The organism is Spirochaetota bacterium (assembly GCA_040756435.1).
Classification (GTDB): domain Bacteria; phylum Spirochaetota; class UBA4802; order UBA4802; family UB4802; genus UBA4802.
Genome location: JBFLZD010000005.1, coordinates 19,916 through 40,336, shown reverse-complemented (window position 1 = coordinate 40,336; position 20,421 = coordinate 19,916). Strand labels below are relative to the sequence as shown.

18 protein-coding genes are annotated in these 20,421 nt (G+C 38.1%); 9 read left to right on the top strand and 9 right to left on the bottom strand.

The window, feature by feature from the left end; all coding sequences use genetic code 11:
* Positions 1 to 7 precede the first annotated feature (7 nt).
* Positions 8 to 823: a tetratricopeptide repeat protein gene (locus tag AB1444_02675; GenBank protein MEW6525553.1), complete on the top strand. Its 816-nt coding sequence runs from the start codon at positions 8 to 10 to the stop codon at positions 821 to 823.
* A gap of 2 nt (positions 824 to 825) precedes the next feature.
* Here the strand turns inward: AB1444_02675 and AB1444_02670 are convergent, their stop codons facing one another.
* Together AB1444_02670 and AB1444_02665 are read right to left on the bottom strand one after the other, a co-directional pair.
* Positions 826 to 2,007 carry a heparan-alpha-glucosaminide N-acetyltransferase domain-containing protein gene (locus tag AB1444_02670; protein ID MEW6525552.1) on the bottom strand — a complete coding sequence of 394 codons (1,182 nt, stop codon included), beginning with the start codon at positions 2,005 to 2,007 and terminating at the stop codon, positions 826 to 828.
* A 457-nt stretch (positions 2,008 to 2,464) separates the two neighbouring features.
* Positions 2,465 to 3,292 carry a septal ring lytic transglycosylase RlpA family protein gene (locus AB1444_02665; GenBank protein ID MEW6525551.1) on the bottom strand — a complete coding sequence of 276 codons (828 nt, stop codon included), beginning with the start codon at positions 3,290 to 3,292 and terminating at the stop codon, positions 2,465 to 2,467.
* Between the two features lie 160 nt (positions 3,293 to 3,452).
* Here AB1444_02665 and AB1444_02660 point away from each other — a divergent pair, with 160 nt between their 5' ends.
* The 3 genes from AB1444_02660 (at position 3,453) to AB1444_02650 (ending at position 5,144) form a co-directional block, all read left to right on the top strand.
* Positions 3,453 to 4,487, top strand: coding sequence for a DegT/DnrJ/EryC1/StrS aminotransferase family protein (locus AB1444_02660; GenBank protein MEW6525550.1), 1,035 nt, complete (start codon positions 3,453 to 3,455; stop codon positions 4,485 to 4,487).
* 22 nt (positions 4,488 to 4,509) lie between these two features.
* Positions 4,510 to 4,905: a 6-carboxytetrahydropterin synthase QueD gene (gene queD, locus AB1444_02655; GenBank protein MEW6525549.1), complete on the top strand. Its 396-nt coding sequence runs from the start codon at positions 4,510 to 4,512 to the stop codon at positions 4,903 to 4,905.
* A 92-nt stretch (positions 4,906 to 4,997) separates the two neighbouring features.
* Entirely contained in the window at positions 4,998 to 5,144 is a 147-nt protein-coding gene (locus AB1444_02650) for a hypothetical protein (protein ID MEW6525548.1), read from the top strand.
* A 512-nt stretch (positions 5,145 to 5,656) separates the two neighbouring features.
* On the opposite strand, the gene AB1444_02645 is transcribed toward AB1444_02650, so the two are convergent.
* The 5 genes from AB1444_02645 to AB1444_02625 form a co-directional block, all read right to left on the bottom strand.
* The gene (locus tag AB1444_02645) at positions 5,657 to 6,019 is read right to left on the bottom strand and encodes a hypothetical protein (GenBank protein MEW6525547.1); all 363 of its coding nucleotides are present in this window, start codon (positions 6,017 to 6,019) and stop codon (positions 5,657 to 5,659) included.
* Between the two features lie 98 nt (positions 6,020 to 6,117).
* Positions 6,118 to 6,546, bottom strand: a complete 429-nt coding sequence (locus AB1444_02640; protein ID MEW6525546.1) for an ACT domain-containing protein — start codon at positions 6,544 to 6,546, stop codon at positions 6,118 to 6,120.
* A gap of 21 nt (positions 6,547 to 6,567) precedes the next feature.
* Complete coding sequence (locus AB1444_02635) at positions 6,568 to 7,863, bottom strand: phenylacetate--CoA ligase (GenBank protein ID MEW6525545.1); 1,296 nt, start codon at positions 7,861 to 7,863, stop codon at positions 6,568 to 6,570.
* A gap of 92 nt (positions 7,864 to 7,955) precedes the next feature.
* On the bottom strand, positions 7,956 to 8,807 hold the full coding sequence (locus tag AB1444_02630) for a rhomboid family intramembrane serine protease (protein ID MEW6525544.1): 852 nt from the start codon (positions 8,805 to 8,807) through the stop codon (positions 7,956 to 7,958).
* A 20-nt stretch (positions 8,808 to 8,827) separates the two neighbouring features.
* A complete protein-coding gene (locus AB1444_02625; protein MEW6525543.1) occupies positions 8,828 to 10,426 on the bottom strand; it encodes an HD domain-containing phosphohydrolase in 1,599 nt (532 codons plus the stop codon).
* Positions 10,427 to 10,669: 243 nt separating this feature from the next.
* Between AB1444_02625 and AB1444_02620 the strand changes: the two genes are divergently transcribed.
* Positions 10,670 to 12,907 (top strand): SpoIIE family protein phosphatase, encoded by a 2,238-nt coding sequence (locus AB1444_02620; protein MEW6525542.1) that lies wholly within the window; start codon positions 10,670 to 10,672, stop codon positions 12,905 to 12,907.
* Here the strand turns inward: AB1444_02620 and pepF are convergent.
* Positions 12,904 to 14,721, bottom strand: coding sequence for an oligoendopeptidase F (pepF, locus tag AB1444_02615; protein MEW6525541.1), 1,818 nt, complete (start codon positions 14,719 to 14,721; stop codon positions 12,904 to 12,906). The two genes, AB1444_02620 and pepF, sit on opposite strands and share 4 nt — an antisense overlap.
* Before the next feature lie 30 nt (positions 14,722 to 14,751).
* Entirely contained in the window at positions 14,752 to 16,131 is a 1,380-nt protein-coding gene (gene nhaC, locus AB1444_02610; GenBank protein ID MEW6525540.1) for a Na+/H+ antiporter NhaC, read from the bottom strand.
* Between the two features lie 223 nt (positions 16,132 to 16,354).
* Here nhaC and AB1444_02605 point away from each other — a divergent pair, with 223 nt between their 5' ends.
* The 4 genes from AB1444_02605 to AB1444_02590 are packed head-to-tail and all read left to right on the top strand — an operon-like array spanning position 16,355 to position 20,385.
* A complete protein-coding gene (locus tag AB1444_02605) occupies positions 16,355 to 16,504 on the top strand; it encodes a hypothetical protein (GenBank protein ID MEW6525539.1) in 150 nt (49 codons plus the stop codon).
* 12 nt (positions 16,505 to 16,516) lie between these two features.
* A complete protein-coding gene (locus AB1444_02600; GenBank protein MEW6525538.1) occupies positions 16,517 to 18,079 on the top strand; it encodes a mucoidy inhibitor MuiA family protein in 1,563 nt (520 codons plus the stop codon).
* A 6-nt stretch (positions 18,080 to 18,085) separates the two neighbouring features.
* A complete protein-coding gene (rlmD, locus tag AB1444_02595; GenBank protein MEW6525537.1) occupies positions 18,086 to 19,225 on the top strand; it encodes a 23S rRNA (uracil(1939)-C(5))-methyltransferase RlmD in 1,140 nt (379 codons plus the stop codon).
* A 2-nt stretch (positions 19,226 to 19,227) separates the two neighbouring features.
* The gene (locus AB1444_02590) at positions 19,228 to 20,385 is read left to right on the top strand and encodes a THUMP domain-containing protein (GenBank protein ID MEW6525536.1); all 1,158 of its coding nucleotides are present in this window, start codon (positions 19,228 to 19,230) and stop codon (positions 20,383 to 20,385) included.
* Positions 20,386 to 20,421 lie beyond the last annotated feature (36 nt).

Genomic DNA, 20,421 nt, shown 5'->3' with positions numbered 1-20,421 from the left:
TGATTGAATGACTATACAGGAACAATTCAGGGAAGCACTTCAGCTGGAAGAGCAGGGCAAGATTAATGAAGCGCTACAATTATATACACAGATACTGAAAATTGATAATTCCTACAGGGCTGCATTAATCAATTTAGGTTCGTTGTATTATCGCATGCAACAATTTAAGCATGCTCTTGATTGTTTTTTACGTGCACTGCAACTGAAAGAAGATTATATTGTATTATTTAACATCGGAAGCCTCTATTTCAGGTTGGGTGAATATAAAAAAGCCATTATTACCCTGAATCAGTGTACTACATGTAATAAAGATTTCTTTATTGCTCTTCTTGTTAAAGGCATTGCTTTCAGCAAACTCAATAATTATAAAGCAGCTCTTGGATGTTTTAAAGAAGTTATAAAAAAGGACCCTGCCAATAAAGTTGCTCTAACAGCAATTATACTGTTATATTATGAACAAAAAAATTATACTGATGCTTTACACTATTTACACCAATATGATAAGTATCATGACTCATTCAGGTTTAGGGAAATTACTTCAGATATAATTCTACAGTGTGCACAGTATAATGATGAAAAGCTGATTTCCCATTCATTGCAGAAAAAGGGATTCAAGCAATTTAATGAGTATATTGCAACAATACCACCCACCATCTTCAATGACAGTAAGGGGACTATCGATACAAAGATACTGCAGTTGGAACAGGAAATACAAAAAGAGCCTACACCACAGGCATTAATATCGTTAAGTCTATGCCATTTATTTGTTGGGAACAATCAAACAGCGTTGCAGTACCTGGCAAAGGCCACAAAAGCAGATTAAGATTAAAAAAATAAAAATTTTATCCATCCAATGAGTATTGTTCCAGTAAATATTTTCCGGGAAACTGCAGGATAATGTTGTTTTAATTTATTCCACATAATTGCTACAGCAAACATCAAAGCTGCAAGCAAAAGAAAAGCTGTCAAACACTCTACCAGGTTAAATTTATGAGCAACAATTCTTTCAAGTGATTTCCCATTGAAAATATGCCTGTACAATATCTGAAGATGTAACCAGTAAACAAGCAGTGATTCCTTCCCAATATCAATGAATAATCCACACTGATTATTTTTTTCTTGAAGATACCACTGGGATACATGCAGCAACACAATGACCAGTGCATATCGTGTAAAGAAGAAAATTGCGCTTGTCTTGATAGTGTATGCTGGATTTTTGGACAGGAAATGCATAATGACTATACCAAAAATGCTAATAATAGAAGAAATTGCCATCAATAGGTTTGAAGACATAGCGGCATGGTTATTATTGGTATTGTTTATTTGAACAATACTATACGATGCGCCTAAATACAAAAATCCATGCCATGGAAACACCGGGAATAATGAACCATGTATTTCATTACAATATGTAGCAATTGGCAAAGGAAACCATTGGTAAAAGTCAATCCTCCATACAAAGGGGGTTATAAAAACAACCAACAAGCCAATAGCAGTGATGATGCTATGATACAGCGTATTTGATTTAATTGCCATTCGTAGCAATAACAACACCAGCAATCCCGAGCCAATACATTGAAGGACATCAGTTAAATAAAAGGATTTGAGTTCAGATTGTGAAGCATAGATGACAATATTTTTTAAAGAAAAATAGGGAACATGGATGAGATAGCCAACAAGAAAAATTAATAGTATCCTGCCTGCTCTTCTCAAAAAAAGATCTGAAAAATTAATAAGCTCTTCTCTCTTTTTCATTACCGATAAAACAAATGAAAAACCAGCAGTAAATATAAAAACTGGAGCTACAAGCCCGTTTATAAAATTTAGTATATCAAACCACCATGTTGTTTGCAATGATGGATTGAGGAAACAATTAACAACGTGGACTTCTATCATAACAATGACTGCCCATGCTTTCAGATAATCGATGTGATGTGCTCGTGAACTGCTCATAGTATTTGCATAATACAGGGATGTAATGGCTTGCAATTGACATAGTATAAACATAATTGGTTATATGCTTATACGCTATGGCATGTACCAATCATAAATGTATACCAGTTGGAATATATGCTGTAAAAATCAATAATTATTCTGGATATATTTTGAATGCTAAAAATCATACATGTAAGATAATGTATGGAGTAAATATTGAGGGCTTACTGTAGATACGTACATATTTATTAAAATAGCTGTAACTTTATTACATCAGCTTTTTGGATAAAACAAATGGAGATGTATCAAAACAAACTATGGAGCTCGCCATGACGGATTTGCTATCACCGCGAAGGGTGTAATCCCTGTGGCGGTCTCTTGTTGACGTATGTCATTACGACCCTATGTATAGGGGAAGCAATCCCGGTGTCACGAAAGGCGAGATTGCTTCGTCACTTCGTTCCTTGCAATGACGCGGGTGTAAAGTAATTGCAATGAGGTGTCTTTTGGGACATCCTCCTGTATATATCTAATCATTCATGTTTTCGTTACCTGTTACTTTATATGAAGGGATGTCATTTTTTTTCAAAATTTTAATATAACGTGAAACTTCATTTTCATTCATATTGGTTATACGTACTTTATAATAATAACCTTCCTGTACTACAGTAACAGGTTTGTCAACAAGTCCTTCAATCTTTTCTTTAAGTTTCAATGCATTTGATTTTGAATAAAATGCACCTGTTTGCAGTGCCAGTCCACTGAATTGTTTTGAATCCATGTCTGTAGTACTGGAACTATCACTGTAATTATCAACAGGCTGGCCAAATACTCCAACATCATGTGACTTTGTTCCTGGCTGCGTATCGTTGCCGTATGAAAGAACGGTAATGCCCACTTTAGCTTCACCAGTGACAAGCATGTCAAGGTCCTTTGCAGCTTTGTATGATACATCAAGAATGCGGTTTTTCTTGAATGGTCCTCTGTCATTAACAGTACATTTTACCTTTTTCCCATTTTCAAGATTTGTGACCAGTATAACGCTGCCAAATGGAAGTGTGCGGTGTGCTGCAGTATATTTATTCATGTCAAATGGTTCGCCCGATGCGGTGAGCCTTCCCTGAAACTCCCGTCCATACCAGCTGGCTATGCCAACCTGATAATATGAGCTATCGCTGCTATTTGAAGATATTTGAGCTGTTTCCATATCAGAATATACCGGGGTTTCATCCTGACCGCTGGCCTGGTCAAATGTATATGTTTCGTCACGTTTCGTCATGACATTATTAGGTGCACATGAAATAGCAAAAGCTGCTACTATAACTATCGCCACCAGTATTAAAAAAAATTTACGCATTGAATGCCTCCTTTGATAATACCTATACTATGTGTAGTATCGGAACAACATAAGCATTGCTTGATTTAATTTTTATTCTTGCCAAATGATGCTTGACCAATTTTTAATAGTATTCACATGTACGTTTCATTTGAACATTAATAGTAAGCGATAAGGAACCATGAAAATAGTTTCAAGCAAACCAACCATTACACGAAAGGAACTGGAAGGCGTTCTTGATTGCCTTATACAGGATACTCTGGCTTCTGGTGCTGTTGTGAAGCAGTTTGAGCAGGCACTGGGAAATCTTTTGGGAATGAAATATGCTCTGGCAACCAATTCAGTAACGGCAGCATATCACTGTGCATTTATGGCACTGGGTGTTACAGTGGGTGATGAAATAATAATGCCATCTTTTTTTCATGAAGCGCCATTACAGGCATGTCATCTGGTTGGCGCAACTTGTGTGTTAATTGATATTGCCGAAGGTGCATATCATCCTTCACCCGAATTAATCCAGAAGGCTATTACACAAAAAACTAAGGCAATTGTGTTAGGCCACATGTTTGGCATACCACTGGGTTTTGATTTAGGCGATAGTTCCCTTCCAGTAATCCTTGATATATCACATGCCATAGGTATGGATACTGCTGACATCTTCCTGCCATCACCATCGATTGCCATTGCATCATTTTCGCCATCGATGATGATTACAACTGAAATGGGTGCAATGATATTTACCAATAATTCGCGCCATTATTCATACATACGCGATGTGCGGGCCGGTGTGCCACATTCCCATATTCCTGGCTTTGATTATTGTATGAGTGATTTGCATGCAGCTCTTGGATTAAACCAGTTGCTTAAACTGAAAGATTTTGTCAGGCGAAGACGTGATATTGCACGTATATACTATGATGCGTTAAACAAAACACATCACAGCACATTATATGCCTATAACGACCACTGCACGTATCAGGCTTTCCCGGTACTCTTTGATGCACAACCTGATATAGCAGAAAAATTTTTTAAGAAGAATGGCATAGAGATATTTCATCCGATTGAAGTTCCATTGCATCAGTACTGTAAACGCAGGAATCTTGATTATCCGCACAGTGACAGGCTATCAAAAAAACTTTTTTCGTTGCCAATCTATCCCACACTCACCAAACGTGAGATAGAAAAGGTAAGCAGAGTGTTGACCATGTTTGCATAAAAGATTATTAAGGAGCATGGGGATGTACATTTTAACAATAGAAGATTATATTTCAGCAGCCCATCAGTTAAAAGGGTATAAAGGAAAATGTGAAAATATTCATGGTCACAACTGGAAAGTAGAAGTATCGGTGTATGGGCAAAAACTTAATGATATAGGGATATTAATTGATTTTCATGATCTGAAAGACATACTGAAAGCAGTGCTGCAAGAGTTTGACCATAAAAATTTAAATGATATAAAGGAGTTTACCCAACAGAACCCCAGTTCAGAATTGCTATCTAAAATTATATATCAAAAAATTGAAAAAATGTTAAAACAATATTCTATCAATAATTCAACACACATTAATGTACACAGCGTTACTGTATGGGAATCAGCAACATGCCGTTCAACATATCAAAAAAAATTTTTTTAATATATACTTGATTTTTTTATATGGCTGTGCTTATTGGTAAAGCCATATTCAAATACTACAATAAATTTTTATATTATAAAAGGGGTAACGCCATGAAGAAATTCGCATCTCTTATTCTTATTGCTGTTTTCGCAGTTGCTGTAGCATTTGTTGGCTGCAAAAAAGAAGAAGCTCCAGCTCCTGCTACTGATCAGCCAGTTCAGGAACAGCCAGCAGAACAGGCTCCAGCACAGAAGTAATTACACTTATCTTCCTTCCAAAGAAAGAGGGACCTGCTTGTGTCCCTCTTTTTTTCATTATTTATCTTACTCCATTATTGCCAGGCAAATAATCGTATATCATAAGGATAGTACATTGCCTGTGATGGGGCAACTATGGTGTAATGTATAGTATCGATAATCAAAGCAGGGTGAAGCAAAATGTTTTAACAATACTATTTTTCATCAAGCTATTAGGTATAATTAGATAATAAGAAATAATCAAAATTATGGCACTTTTAAAAATTGCTTTCTTCTGGAATTATTAATCTAAAAGAAAGCGGTTTTATCAAAATACATTGTGCCCACAGGGGAACATCCGTAAAAACAGTTTGTAGAAGTTCCCTTATATGTAAAACTAATATATACCAAATAGAATACATCTTCTATGGCTTTCATGTGGGATGTATTCATACGCATAGTATGGCACAGTAATTACATTGAACAATAGCCAAATGTTTAGATTGAAGAATAAACAGTGGAATGGTAAAACATTATTCTTCCAGGATATAGCGCTTAATGTTGGGATGGCGTATTGAATAGGTGATAACCACATAATCCGGATTGATTGAAAAACCATCTACAATACCATCTTTGATAACGTCAACTTCTTCAGAAAAAATGCCACGTGCAATATACTGGGCATTGAGTAAAGCAGCTTCTTTGGCTGTTTCGGTTGCCTGAATACCTGTGGTATCTGGTTTTGGATATCCCTTACACATGATGACATACGTGGAATCATCTTTAAGGTATTTTTTTACCAGTACATCTGGCTTCCCCTGTATGCTGATCTGCTGTGAACATGAAATGAAAAAAAGAACAACGCCAATGGTAAATATAATAGTTATTCTTTTCATGGATAATACTCCTAAAATTAGAATTTAATCAATGTAATTCCAATTTTAACCAATAGTTATTGATACTTAAATCAAGTTCAAGGTGCTTTGAGCTAATATTACAGCAAATATAATTCCTTATCAGCCAGTAATTGATACCCTGCATCTTTAAGGACTTTCTCTGCTGCTTTTGGATTATCAACCTGAAATACAAAAACAGATTCTTCATGTGGCTTTACCGTAAAGCCATATGCATCATCAACATTGATTGCATGGTCCTTAAGGATTGCTGCTACTTTGTGAAGACTGCCCGGCTTATCGCCTATTTTAACAGCTACTATCTCCTTCAATGTTGCAGCAACACCTTCTTCCTTAAGGGCAGTGCATCCATCTTCAGGCCTGTCAAGCAGCAGTTTGATAATACCATAATCGCCGGAATCATTTATGGTGATAGCCCTGATATTAATAGTGTGCTTTGCCAATATACTGGTTATTCTTTCAATTTTACCGGGTTTATTCTCAGCAAATACTGATACCTGAAATGCCATATGACACCTCCCCTTAAAGTTTTAGAGCATACGGTTATCAATAACACGCTTTGCTTTCCCCTCACTTGGTGGCAGCGAACCTGGTTCTAAAAGCTCAATGCGGGGATTAATGGTGATCAGTGCTTTCAATGCTTCTTTAAGCCTGTTTTTAATTCGTTCAATTTCCTTAATATCGCCATGGAAAAGCTTTGAATACAACTCAACTTTAATATGCATCCTGTCCAGGTTATTTTCTCTGTCCAAAATTATCTGATAGTTGTTGCCAACCTCAGGGAATTTCATGAGTACCGTTTCTATTTGTGATGGGAATACGTTAACGCCGCTTACTATCAGCATATCATCAGTACGTCCTTTAATGCGGTCAATGCGGTAATGAGTTCTGCCACACGGGCAAGGCTCGGGTATAAGACGGGTAAGGTCTCGTGTGCGGTAGCGGATGATAGGCATTGCCTGGCGATTGATGTGCGTAAGGACCAGTTCACCTTCTTCACCAGGTGGAAGTACTTCGCCAGTCTCAGGATTAATTATCTCAACAATATAGTAATCTTCCCATATATGCATACCATTTTTATAGGTACACTCAAACGCAACCCCCGGACCATTCATCTCACTGAGTCCATACGAATTATAGGCATCAATGCCAAATTGCTCTTCAATCTTTTTGCGGGTTGCTTCCGAATAGGGCTCGGCTCCTAAATATGCTTTTTTGACGGTCAATGCATAGGGGTCAATTCCTTCAGCTCTAATTACCTCTACCAGGTGCAGGCAATAGCTTGGGGTAATATGGATGATTGTTGTTTCAAAATCTTGCATCAGTTGAATCTGACGCAGTGTATTCCCTGAAGCTGCAGGTATAACCATGCAACCTAAAAGTTCTGCACCGTAATGCAATCCCAATCCACCGGTAAAAAGCCCGTATCCCATCATGTTCTGGAATACATCATCAGATGTTGCACCAGTTGCAACCATGCACCGTGCAACCAAGTCAGCCCAGTCTTTTATATCCTTTGCCGTATAGAATATAACTGTGGATTTGCCGGTTGTTCCCGATGAGGCATGCATGCGTACTATTTCTTTCCTTGGGACGGCTACCATCCCATCAGGGTAACTTAAACGAAGGTCGTTCTTAGAGGTAGATGGCAGGTCTTTGATATGGTCAAGAGTTGTGATTTTATCAATGTTGATCTTATGTTCTTCAAAAACTTTTTTATAAAATGGGGTAGTACGGGCAGCCTGTAATGCTTTCTGCAATTTTTTGAGTTGTAAATCTTCTAAGTCTTTACGGCTGATTGTTTCAATCTCCTTATTCCAGTACATGGGGCACCTCATGGCAAAAATAATACAACGATGTTCCCATATCTGAGCTTGTTGTCAAGAAGTAATTTATCCCCGGTAACTATCGCCCATACCTAATGGATGGTGTCATTATTGCTGGGATAGAAGTGTTTACGAGCCCATTCTAACTGACGTTTTTCTTCAGGTGTTAATGACCCATAGCCATAGTGGGTAATTTTATCTAATAGTGTGTCAATGATCTCTTTGGCTTTTATGCGCTCCTCAATTCTTTTTTTGTGACGTGCCAGGCGATAGTTCCTGATGATGGTATCAAATGAATGAAAGAAGGCTTTTTTGCTATACCAGAATTTTGATTTTAAAAGAATAAATCCAGTAATAAGGCCACCTAAATGTCCTATATGACTGATATTACCTCCCCCACCAGAAGTTGAAGCTAATGTGCCAAAAAACTCAATTCCACCAAATATTAATAAGAGATATTTCATTTTGATGGGGAATAGAAAGTATAAAAGCACTTCTCTATTTGGCCATATCATGCCATAGGCTAAAAGGAGTGCATATATAGCACCTGAGGCTCCAACTGTTATAGGGTTTAACGAGTAATGTGTAAAAAGATAATTATTCATTAATGCTATACACAATCCAGCTCCAAAACCACTGTAAAGATAAAACTTGATAAAATTCCTGCTGCCAAAAAGTTCTTCTAAATCACTGCCAAACATCCACAGGGCAAACATGTTAAAAAATATATGGAAGAAATTGCCATGAAGAAACATGTACGTTAAAGGTTGCCATAATTTTAATTGTTGAATAAAGCCAATATGATGTATTCCAAATGTTGTTTCAACAAATCCAGGGCTGATGATATTTCCAAAAAGCTGTATAATATAAATGACTGATGTAAAAATTATTATTTTTTTTACTGATGGGGTAATAGGACTGCCAAAGCTATAATATGATTGCATATAGTTCTCCTAAAAAGACATTACTGATACTTTGTACGAATTTCATCAAAATCGTTTGCATTTTGTATAAACAATTCAAACAGCTTTGGATCGTAACGGTGAGATTCTTCATTCATAATGGCAATTGCTTTTTCGTGGTCAAAGGCTGCCTTATATGGGCGTATGGTGGTAAGGGCGTCGTATACATCAGCAATGGTTACAATGCGGGCAGCAAGGGGTATATCCTCACCTGACAATCCGCAGGGATATCCTGAACCATCCCATGCTTCATGGTGGTACAATGTTACATCCATGGCCATATTGAGAAATGAATCCCGTCCCATTTCTTCAGATGCACGTTTTAAAGAGTTATACCCAATAGTAGTGTGTGTTTTAATGATTTCAAATTCTTCATGGGTCAGCTTACCTGGCTTCAAGAGTATGCTGTCAGGAATGCCAACTTTGCCAATATCATGCAAAATTGAAGAATCATAAAGGTCTCGTAAAAACTGATTATTAATTTCTAAAAAACCACCAGAATATTTGGCAATTTGTGCCAGCAACATACAATACCCACGGATGCGCTCTAAGTGAAAGCCTGTTTCAGGGTCGCGGAGCTCTGCTAAACTGCTCAAGGCAAATATTGTGGCTTTTTGTGTTTTTAATAACTGATGGGTACGTATCTTAACTATCTCTTCTAATTTTTTATTGTACATATCAAGCTGATGTAACAGTTCACCTCGTTGCAGGCTAAAAATAATATGGCCACTTATGGTTTCAGCAAATTGAACATGTTCCGGTAAAAATGCATTTTTGTTGCAGGATGCAAATAGTAAGAAGCCTTTGAGCCGTCCTCCGGCTATAAGTGGTATTGTCATGGTTGATTGCATGCCTTCCTGTAATAGTAATTTGGCCTTTTCAGAATGGTGCTTTCTACTATATTCCTCTAAATCATTGATAATATCGTATTTTTTTGTTTGTGCCACTATTACCAGTGATGATTCTTCCAGGGGGAATGTTGAACCAGGTTTAATTAATATTGGTTTATCAGAAGAAACCAATGTAGTTTCTACCAGCCCTGCATCATTAATAAGAGCTATCGCCAACCGATTAAAGGGGATAGCTTTTTTCATGCGGCTTGCTATAATATCAAAGATTTGCTCAAGTGAAACGCCTTTATTTAAAAAACCAATGATGTCATTAAGATAAGTTAACTGCTGTATGTAGCGGTCACGTTCTTCCTTGAGAAGTTTACTTTCAATAGCTCGTTCAACAGCTTTATCCAGTATTTCAAAATCGGTAAGCGGCTTCTGAATAAAGTCATATGCTCCTGTTTTTAGAGCCACAAGCATGTCTTCATTGGTGCCATAGCCACTTAACACTATTTTAGGAATTTCAGGGAAAAGCGCTGCCATCTTCTGAAGAAGTTCCCGGCCATTGACATTGGGCATCATTAAATCGGTAAGGACAAGGTCAACTGGCTGTGAATGAAGAATCTCTATTGCCAGGTTGCCATCAGGAGCTGTAAGTACCGTATACCCTTTCAATGAAAGATAGCGGGATAATATAGTTCGGATTGATTCTTCATCATCTACCACTAATACAGCGATTGATGATTTAGGATTTACAATTTGATGCATGGGTATAACCATATTTATATAAGAGTATTCAATGTCATAAGTATAGCACTATAAATACTACTGAGTCAACCGGAAAATTTAATAAATTTACGGTTTATACCATAAAAACACACCCCAGTCATAGGGAGTGTACGTATTATGAAATATAAAAATTTTTTTAATTGATTTTTTTAGTATGATATACTACAATTTACAAGAATATACTAAATATCTAAAATACTTATGCTGTCAGGATAATTGGTGATGATATCCATACAAAAATTTGAAACATGGGTACTAAAGCCTTTTTTTGCCATATTTAATTTGATAAGTGAACGGATTACCTATACCTTTGCTATAGCATTTACCACAAGTTTGGGTGGTTTTATTATTGCAGCATACATAGCACTTTTTTTGTATGCAACTGTCAGGTTTGATGTCAGCAATACAGGCATGGATTTTGTTATTCTTTTTTCAGGCATGACGATTTTTATATATGCTCCATTATATTATATACATTTTGGGTTATTGGAAAAAGTTGGGGTTCCCTGCTTTACAAAACGGCTTTCTCTCATTAATAGATATATAGCAAATAATACACTTCATCAGACAATTGATGATACTGAAGCAGTACGCTTGCTGGAGGCACTTGAACATCTGCCGCGTGATAACATGACAGCAGCATTAATTTATCCCTCAATTGTGATGACCGGAGTTTGCGTGTATGAAGCCATAAAAGGAGCTTTTACTAATGCATTGTTTCTTTTACTTGGCATTTCTTCGGCAATATTCATCTATGTATTTTTGACCTATATTGTTGCAGAGCTTTTATCGGGCAGGATGCGCCGTAAGGTAAAGTGGCTTTTAGTAAAACGTAGCATTTCATTTAATGAACGATATATCTTAAGCATACGGGGAAAATTTATATTCATTAATATCATGGTTCTTGTGGCAATGCTTGAGTTAGGGCTTATGGTATACTACAACAATTATGACATATTTTCACCTATACCCATTTTGTTTATCAGTATCACTGGATTTATAGTATTTATCATTTTGTTCTTTTACCTGCTGTCTATAGAAGAATCGTTGAGTGAAATTGAGTCTGCTGCAATAGATCTTGCTCGAGGTGGTAGCGGTTCACTGTTTCTTCCCTATCTGGATAAAGAACTTATCAATACCAGCAAAGGCTTCCTGGCTGCTGCATATGAGGTTAATGACATACGAAGAAATTTGGAACAAAAGGTTGAAGAGCGGACAAAAGAATTGAATCGGGCCCTGATGGCATTGAAGGAAAAAAATGATTTAATTGCAAAAGAGTTAAAGATTGCTGCCAGCATTCAACAGGGCATATTGCCACACACACCAGTAGTGTTTAATGCAATAAAGGTTATTGCATACAACCGGGCTTCAAGTGATATTGGCGGGGATTTGTATGATATAATCCGCATGCCGAATGATTGCCTGGGAGTTTTAATTGCCGATGTGTCCGGACATGGTATCCCTGCTGCACTTATCAGTACTATGGTTAAAATTAGCTTCCATGAATCATGTCGAAAATACATGCTTCCAAGGCGCATTTTTGCTGATGTTAACAAACAGCTTGTTAATATTATTCGCACGCAGGAATATGCAACAGTATTTTTCATGGTAATATTTCCAACGTATGATGTCATCTATGCAAATGGATCGCATCGTAAAGCGCTTGTGTGTAAACGAAACACCGGTCGTCTGGAATACTGGGATACTGGTGGAATATTTTTAGGTGCTCTTCCCAATGAAGAGATTGGTGGGCTTTTTGAGGATAACTTTGGGATACTGGAACCTGGTGACCGTGTTTTCTTGTATACTGATGGGCTGCCTGAATCTCGCAACTGGAATAATGAAGAGTTTGGTGATGAACGGGTTGAAAAAATTCTGATGGAGACCCTTGATATGCCCATTGATGATGCAAAAGAGTACATAATTGAACAGTGGGAAAAATTTTTAGGTGGCACGCCACCACGGGATGACATGACATTTGTGTTGCTTGAACTTGATCCCATCATGCATAGTGCTCTGCAGCATCGTGAAAAAGGACAACAGCTTTTTTCCGAAAAGAAATACGCTCTGGCAATAGATGAACTAAAGCGGGCAGTCGTTATGAATCCTGAGGATATGACTTCATTATTGCTGTTAGCCCGTTCATATATATACACACACCGGTACAGCAATGCTGTGGTTCACTTAACAGAGTATGTGGCAAAAATTCCTGATGACAGCATGGCTCAATATTTTCTGGCGATAGCTCATTATAAGTTACGCAATTATGAGGAAGCATATAAAGCTGCAGAAGATTCGCTTGCCTTACAGCCTTCATACGTACCGGCGCTCTATGTAATGGCTGCTATATGTGCTTCCTTACATAAAACCAGTGACGCCATTGAGTACTGTAACAAAATTCTTGAAGCTGATTCTGGCAACATCAAGGCGCAAAAGCTGTTACAGAAGCTGTCGCATTAATGAATTTTTTTGTGAACAGCAATAAACCTGTCTACAAGGCTGTCAAAATACTGTAAGGCGTCAATGACAGGTTGTGGCGATTCCATATCAACACCAGCAATACGTAGTTCATCTAACGGGAATTTACTTCCACCAAGCGATAAGAATTCCAAATAACGCTGTGATGCAGCGGGATTGTTTATAATCTGTTTGGCTAATGAAAGTGCGGCAGCAATCCCTGTTGCATATTTGTAAACATAAAACGCTGAGTAAAAATGTGGAATACGAAGGTATTCCAGGTGTAGCTGACTATCAATGACAATGGTATTGCCAAAATACTTGTGTAATAGATCTGCATATGTTTCTGTCATTGTTTGAAATGTCAGGGGCTTGTTATTCTCTGCCATGGTATGCACCAGTAGCTCAAACTCAGCAAACATGGTTTGCCTGAATAGTGTGCCACGGATTTCATCAATTTCACGGTTGAGTATATATGCCTGCATACGCGGATTATCACTGTATTGCTGCAAAAGATAGTGACTTAAAAGAATTTCATTGAGGGTAGATGCAACCTCGGCAACAAATATAGTGTACTCATGATATACATACGGCTGATTTTTCCGTGAATAATATGAATGCATGGAGTGCCCTGATTCATGTATGAGTGTGTACAGGCTATTTATGGTATTAGCATCATAGTTTAAAAGGATATACGGAGGTGAATCATAGCAGCCTGATGAGTAAGCACCACTAACCTTGCCCCTGTTTTCATAGCGGTCAACCCATCCACCAAGCAGTCCATTATGCAACGTAGAAACATATTCATCACCAAGAATGTGCAGAGCCTGCGTGCATACGTCACAGGCTTTTTCATATTCCATGCTGAATGGAATATCAGCAACAAGGGGAACGTAGGTGTCATAAAAGTGCAATTCAGGTAGCTCCAATACCTCTTTACGATATAAAAGATATTTAAAGAGCGGTTGCAGGTTGCCAGAGACTGTTTCAATTAATGTATGGTACACGGTGGAAGGAATATTATCCGGAAACAGTGCCTGGTGCAGGCAGCTTTTAAACTTTCGTACGCGCGAAAAAAACACATCTTTCTTTACAGAGCTTGCCAGGGACTGTGCAATACTATATTTGTGATTGTCGTAGGCCTGGTAATAGGTGTGGAAAGCATTTTTGCGTACATCCTGCGAATAGTTCATCAGAAATGTTATAAAATTGCCATGGCTCAACTCAACCATATTGCCCTTTTCATCGGTAATGGTGCCAAAGCGCATATCGGCATTATCAAGTTTGCGAAAAAACTCCATTGGTGCAATCACTACCTCGTGAGCCATTGCTAAAATTTCTTCAATTTCTTTGGATAATGTATGCTCCCTGTAGCGAAGTATCTTTTCTATATAAAAAACATACGGAGAAATTTTATTGTTTTTCAGATAGTTACTGATAACAGTCTCAGGCAATGATTGAATTTCAGGTACTAAAAAGCTTGAAGCTTCAGCTGCACGCTGGGCTAAAGAGTGAGCTTTCTGCAGCATGGCCTGTGCATTCTGGTTGGTGGTGTCCTCATCACTTTTTAGATGAGCGTACGTATAGAGCCTGTCAATATCGCGTCCTATGGAAAGATCAAATTCAATTGCCTGTAAAAATGCATCAAAGGATTCTGCCAGCTTCCCTTCATACTTTTTATATTCAGGGATTGATTTTTCTATTTTACTGTAAATTTCTTCCCAGTTACTATCGGACACAAACAATGGCGTTAAATCCCATTTATGTTCAGCTGGTATTTCATTGCGTGTTGGTATTTTCTTTGCATTTTTTTGCATAGTGCAATTTCACCTAAAAATAATTATTTTTTAATCATCCTTTCTGTAAATAAAGAGGCCAAAGGCTGTCAACACAATTGCAACAACCGGCATCACAAGATTAAAAAAAGCATAGGGCAGATAGTGCAGTGTAGGCACACCCAACGCAGAGCTCATAAATGCTCCACATGAATTCCATGGTACCAGTGGAGAAGTGACAGTTCCACCATCTTCCAGCGAACGAGAAAGCATAAATGGCTGCAGTTTTTTCCGCCTGTATGCGTCTTTATAAATTCTTCCTGTCATAACAATGGATAAATATTGTTCAGCCATAATGATATTTGAAATCACAGCGGTAATAACAGTTGCTATGATGAGCATCCTGCTGGTTTTGATTTTATGGAGCAGATTATCATGTAATGATGTTATATAACCTCCGCTTTCCCAGATACCACCTAAACCTGTAGCACAGAGGATAATAAGTGTTGTTTCTAAAAAACTTACTATACCACCACGGTTTAAAAGATTATTAATAATTTCATTGTTGGTATGTATGGTATAGCCTGAATATGCATACTGAAGTACCGAAAGCAGGCTTTGTGATTGTGCCAGCCATCCTACCAGTATTGCTCCAGTGCTTCCTGATAGTAATATAACCACTGCCGGGAAACGCAATAGTGCCATGATGAAAACTATTGCCAGAGGCAGTATGGTTACCGGGTGCAGGTTAAATGATGATTCTAATGTTTGTAATAATGATTCAATATGTTCTATGCGGGTATTCGTATCGGGTACAATGTATATGTTTAACACAATAAAGCCTGTTAATGCAATTGCCCATGCCGGAATGGTAGTTGCCATCATGGCCCGTATATGGGAAAAAAGGTCGGTTTCAGAAACACCTGGTGCCAGGTTTGTTGTATCAGATAAAGGGGAGAGCTTATCGCCAAAATATGCGCCTGAAACAACAGCACCAGCACAGATAGCTGGAGATACATGCATGGCACCAGCCATGCCAACAAGCGCTACACCAATAGTAGCTGCAGTTGTCCAGGAACTTCCAATGACCAGACTGCTTATACAGCATACGATGTATGCTGCCGGAAGTATCCATGATGGGTGAATAAGCTTTAAGCCATAATCTATAAGCAGAGGAATAGTTCCTGATGCTATGAAACTGCCTGATAATATTCCTACAGTTAAAAGGATCATGATGGCTGGCAATGTGCCTTTTATACCATTAACAATACTGCCTTCAATCTCAGACCAGTTGTGTCCCAAAAGATAGCTTTTTATGCCTGCTAGCGTTGCAGCAATGATAAGCAGTAGCGGGATGGGTATTTTGAATAATACTGTCCCCGTAAACAAAAGAATTATGGTAATGGTTAAAAGTGCAATGCAGTCAAAAAATGATGGTAATTTTTTTTTCATGATATCCTGGTTATTGTACTTGAATAAATCCCTTGCTCTATTGGCATTATGGAAAGCTTCCATGTTCCTAATGCAAAGTGTGCTAAGAGTAGTGTTGATGCAATAAAATTGTCAAATATAATTATAATGGTATCTTGTGATTATTTTGAATAAAATATTAAGTGATTGAATTCCTTATATGTATACAGTATTCTTACACAAAACCTGTTGCCAGAGGTAGTATATGCATGTTTTAGATAATGATATCAGCCTTGTTAAGGTAAGTCCTGGAAAATGTAAAGGCACAGGTTCGTTTTCAGAAATAAATATTTTAATGGCAAAAGTTGTTACTATGAGCTATCGTACATGGTGTTATAGATTTTTATTTTTATAAGGAAGGTTCTATATGAAAAAAACCATACTGACAATAGTGGTGTTTATTACAGGCATTACGTCAGTTCTTGCCCAAACCATTAAACCAGAAATTACAAAAGTTATTGTTTATTATGACAGTGCACTGGTTAAGAAAGAAGCTAAGGTAAATTTGCATAAAGGTGAAAATTTGATAACCATAGAGGGGCTACCTGCATCATTGGTTAATGAATCAGTACAGGTGGTTGTTAAAGGTGCTATGTTGCATAATGTTTCTGTCCAAACAACCTATCTTAAAAAAGGGGATGCCCAACGCATTACCACACTCAAGGAAAAGCTTGAATCAATCAATGCCCAGATTAATGCAAAGCAAAATGAGATTCAGGCGTTGAGCATAGTCCTTGAGTATATAAAAAAAGGTAGCACATCGCCATTTACGGTTGCCATGACTGCAGCGCAGATGCAATCAATACTGCAATTAATTGAACAGCATAGTAGCCAGAGCTATAAAAAGATAGCTACGTTGCAGCAGGAACTGCAAAAACATAAAGAAGAAAAAGAGCGGCTGGAAAAAGAGCTGTCGCTTCTTAATGGAGATGAAGCTACAAAATCATTACAGTTGGTTATTGTGCATACTGGTCAGGATAGTGCAATGGTACAAATCCAGTATATTACAGGAAATGCAGGATGGAATATGGAATATGATGCGCGTGCAAATACTGAAACACAGACAATTGAAGTTATATGCAATGCTCGGGTGTATCAAAAAACTGGTGAAGACTGGAAGGATGTTTCTTTAGAGCTATCGACTTCAAAGCCTTTTGTTGCAACTCAAAAGCCCACACTGAATCCATGGTATTTAGATATTTACCAGCCCTCGTATTATTATAAAGAATCAGCCAAAAGTATGAAACTCAGGAGTGAGGATGCAGAAGCACCACAGGAGGCTGAAGAAATGCCCGAAATGCAGGAAGAGCGTATTGCATTTTCATTTCAGGTAAAGGGTGCAAAAACCATTCCATCCGATGGCAATGCCTATAAAATACCTGTAGCAACGGCAACAACGGATTGTACAGTGCGTTATGCAACTGTTCCCAAAGTGCTTCCGTATGTTATGCTTGAAGGTGAATTCCCCAATCCATTTGATTTTCCTATGCAGGGTGGAAAAATGAATGTGTATCTAGATGGCAAATATGTAAATTCATTTAATCTTAATAAACTCTTCATACCAAAGGATTCAATAACCACAGCACTGGGTGTTGATGAAAGTCTTTTGGTTGAAAGAAAACTTTTAAGCAAAAAGACTGAATATAAAGGTCTGGTGAGTAAAACCAGGCGCATAGAATATATATATTCCATAAAACTTGCCAATGGGAAAAAGCGTGATGTTACTGTTACAGTCCAGGATGCAATTCCTGTTTCGCAAAATGAAAAGATAACTGTTACCCTTATTAACAAAAACAGCATTGGTGCTAATATTGATAATGAGGGAAAAGCAACGTGGCAGGTACAGCTTCCCCCTAATCAGAAAAAAGAATTAACAATACACTTTGCAGTGGAATACCCTGAATCTTTACAGGTTACTGGTCTGGAGTAATAGCCCTTGAAAAAACATAGGAAGCTTTTATTATCTATTGCTGACAGGTTTACAGATAAACGTATTGCCCCACCGTGTATGTATGCAGGCCACTGTGGTGGCTGTGCACTTCAGCATTTTGATTACAATACACAGCTTGAAATAAAGAAAGAGTATTGTAATACTCTGCTGAATACGGTAGCTTGTGTTGATACAGTTGAACCTTCCAAACCGCTGGGGTATAGAAACCGTATGGATTATGTAACAGCCTTTGGAAAGATTGGTTTACGCAGGCAAGGAAGCTTCAAACACGTTGTTGACCTGCACGATTGCTTTCTTTTGCAGAATACCAGCAGGCGTATATTTGCCACAATACGTGAAAAACTTTCCGGTGTGCAGGATTATGATTATCTGGTCCATAAAGGGTACCTGCGCTATGTGGTATTACGGCAGGGATTTAATACAGGCCAGGTAATGGTAAATTTTGTTGTGGCGCGGCAAGAGAACAATCTTGAAGCAGTCATTAATGCCGTGTACAGTGATGTTGATTCCATATCACTTATTTTGAGTGATGGGCTGGCAGATCTCAGTTACGGGAGAGTATTTGAGGATATAAAGAAAGGATATATTGAAGAATCACTGGATGGCATCATCTATCAAATAACACCTAATTCATTCTTTCAGGCAAATACATGTATAACACAGATAATGTACAGAGAAATTGCAAAACAAGTCTATGGAAATGTGCTTGATATGTACTGTGGTGTGGGGAGCATAAGCCTTTATATTGCTAAACAGGTGGAATGTGTTACTGGTGTTGAAACAAACCATGAAGCTGTTAGGGTAGCAGGGCACAATGCCACACTTAACGGGATGAACAATGTATTGTTTGTGGAGGGTGATGCGCTGGAATATCTTAACACCTATGGTGTTCACTATGATGTGGTTGTGGTTGATCCTCCGCGCACCGGACTTGGTCCTAAGGTTGTTACAAAGCTTATGGAATCGGGTGTTGGCAGAATTGTGTATATGTCATGCAATCCTGTAACCTTTACACAGGATGCAGCAATGCTTGTTGACAGGTATACACTTGCATGGTGTAAGGCATATGATATGTTTCCCCAAACACCCCATCTGGAATTACTAGCTGTGTTTGACAAAAAGTAACCATGCATTACAGCACCTCACAGAAAGCCATACAGCGCCGAATAGCTCAGCATGTAATCCACAGGCCCCATACGTTTTTTGCAGTGGTACAGCCAGGTTTTGAAGAAATAGCCAAAAAAGAATTAGAGCTATTAGGTATACAGGGGTGTACTGTTACAAAAGGTGGAATTACATTCAGGGGGACCTTAGAACACTGTTATACAGCAAATTACTATTCACGGGTTGCAACGCGTATACTTATGCGCCTTACCCATTTCAGGGCATATCATTTTAATGAGATCTATAGAACATTAAAAGAATTCCCGTGGGAGCTATATATACAGGGGCAGACAATTGATGTTGAGGTAAGCGTCCATAAATCAAAACTGCACCATACTGAAAGAATTAGCCAGGAGGTAATAAAAGCAATAGAAAAGCGCATGTCTATGTTTGGCATACCATGCAATGCAACTTCAGTGCAAAAGGTACTTGTGCGCTTTGACCATGACGAGTGCATGGTAAGTTTGGATTCAAGCGGAGAGCCATTATACAAGCGGGGATATAAGCAGCATATCAGCCAGGCACCACTTCGCGAAACAGTAGCAGCAGCACTGTTATATGAATCCAATATATACGACTACAATACCATCATTGATCCCATGTGTGGCAGTGGCACATTTCCCATTGAGGCATGGTGCATGCTTCAGAATGTTCCACCCGGAGCTCACCGCACCTTTGCTTTTATGAACTGGCCATCATTTCGCAAGCAAATATTTACTAACATTATATGTAACAAACCATGTGAGCACAGGGATATAACTATTATAGCTGGTGACAGTAACCCCGACGTGGTTGCTATAACACAGCAAAACAGCATGAAAGTTGGCGCTCACCTACAAACCTATACCGGTGATTTTTTAAAAGAGAAGAAAGCAATCAGTGGAAAAGTTTTATGCACTATCAATCCACCTTATGGGAAGCGTATTAAAACTATTGATACTATAAAACTATATAAACGCCTTACATATATTTTTACCCATTGGTATCCAACATGGAGTTTTTGCGTGTTAATCCCTTCAAGGATTAAAGAAGTATTTACAATTCCTGCTGATAAGGAAATATATTTCAACCATGGAGGGCTGCCCATTACTGCTTTGATTGTATACAGGGGGCGATACTAACGGTAAACATTTGGTGTAAATATCATCCTGGCTGCT

Coding starts and splice junctions, on each gene's coding strand:
- AB1444_02675 (MEW6525553.1), top strand. CDS start 8: ATGACTATACAGGAACAATTCAGGGAAGCACTTCAGCTGGAAGAGCAG.
- AB1444_02670 (MEW6525552.1), bottom strand. CDS start 2,007: ATGTTTATACTATGTCAATTGCAAGCCATTACATCCCTGTATTATGCA.
- AB1444_02665 (MEW6525551.1), bottom strand. CDS start 3,292: ATGCGTAAATTTTTTTTAATACTGGTGGCGATAGTTATAGTAGCAGCT.
- AB1444_02660 (MEW6525550.1), top strand. CDS start 3,453: ATGAAAATAGTTTCAAGCAAACCAACCATTACACGAAAGGAACTGGAA.
- queD (MEW6525549.1), top strand. CDS start 4,510: ATGTACATTTTAACAATAGAAGATTATATTTCAGCAGCCCATCAGTTA.
- AB1444_02650 (MEW6525548.1), top strand. CDS start 4,998: ATGAAGAAATTCGCATCTCTTATTCTTATTGCTGTTTTCGCAGTTGCT.
- AB1444_02645 (MEW6525547.1), bottom strand. CDS start 6,019: ATGAAAAGAATAACTATTATATTTACCATTGGCGTTGTTCTTTTTTTC.
- AB1444_02640 (MEW6525546.1), bottom strand. CDS start 6,546: ATGGCATTTCAGGTATCAGTATTTGCTGAGAATAAACCCGGTAAAATT.
- AB1444_02635 (MEW6525545.1), bottom strand. CDS start 7,863: ATGTACTGGAATAAGGAGATTGAAACAATCAGCCGTAAAGACTTAGAA.
- AB1444_02630 (MEW6525544.1), bottom strand. CDS start 8,807: ATGCAATCATATTATAGCTTTGGCAGTCCTATTACCCCATCAGTAAAA.
- AB1444_02625 (MEW6525543.1), bottom strand. CDS start 10,426: ATGCATCAAATTGTAAATCCTAAATCATCAATCGCTGTATTAGTGGTA.
- AB1444_02620 (MEW6525542.1), top strand. CDS start 10,670: ATGATATCCATACAAAAATTTGAAACATGGGTACTAAAGCCTTTTTTT.
- pepF (MEW6525541.1), bottom strand. CDS start 14,721: ATGCAAAAAAATGCAAAGAAAATACCAACACGCAATGAAATACCAGCT.
- nhaC (MEW6525540.1), bottom strand. CDS start 16,131: ATGAAAAAAAAATTACCATCATTTTTTGACTGCATTGCACTTTTAACC.
- AB1444_02605 (MEW6525539.1), top strand. CDS start 16,355: ATGCATGTTTTAGATAATGATATCAGCCTTGTTAAGGTAAGTCCTGGA.
- AB1444_02600 (MEW6525538.1), top strand. CDS start 16,517: ATGAAAAAAACCATACTGACAATAGTGGTGTTTATTACAGGCATTACG.
- AB1444_02590 (MEW6525536.1), top strand. CDS start 19,228: ATGCATTACAGCACCTCACAGAAAGCCATACAGCGCCGAATAGCTCAG.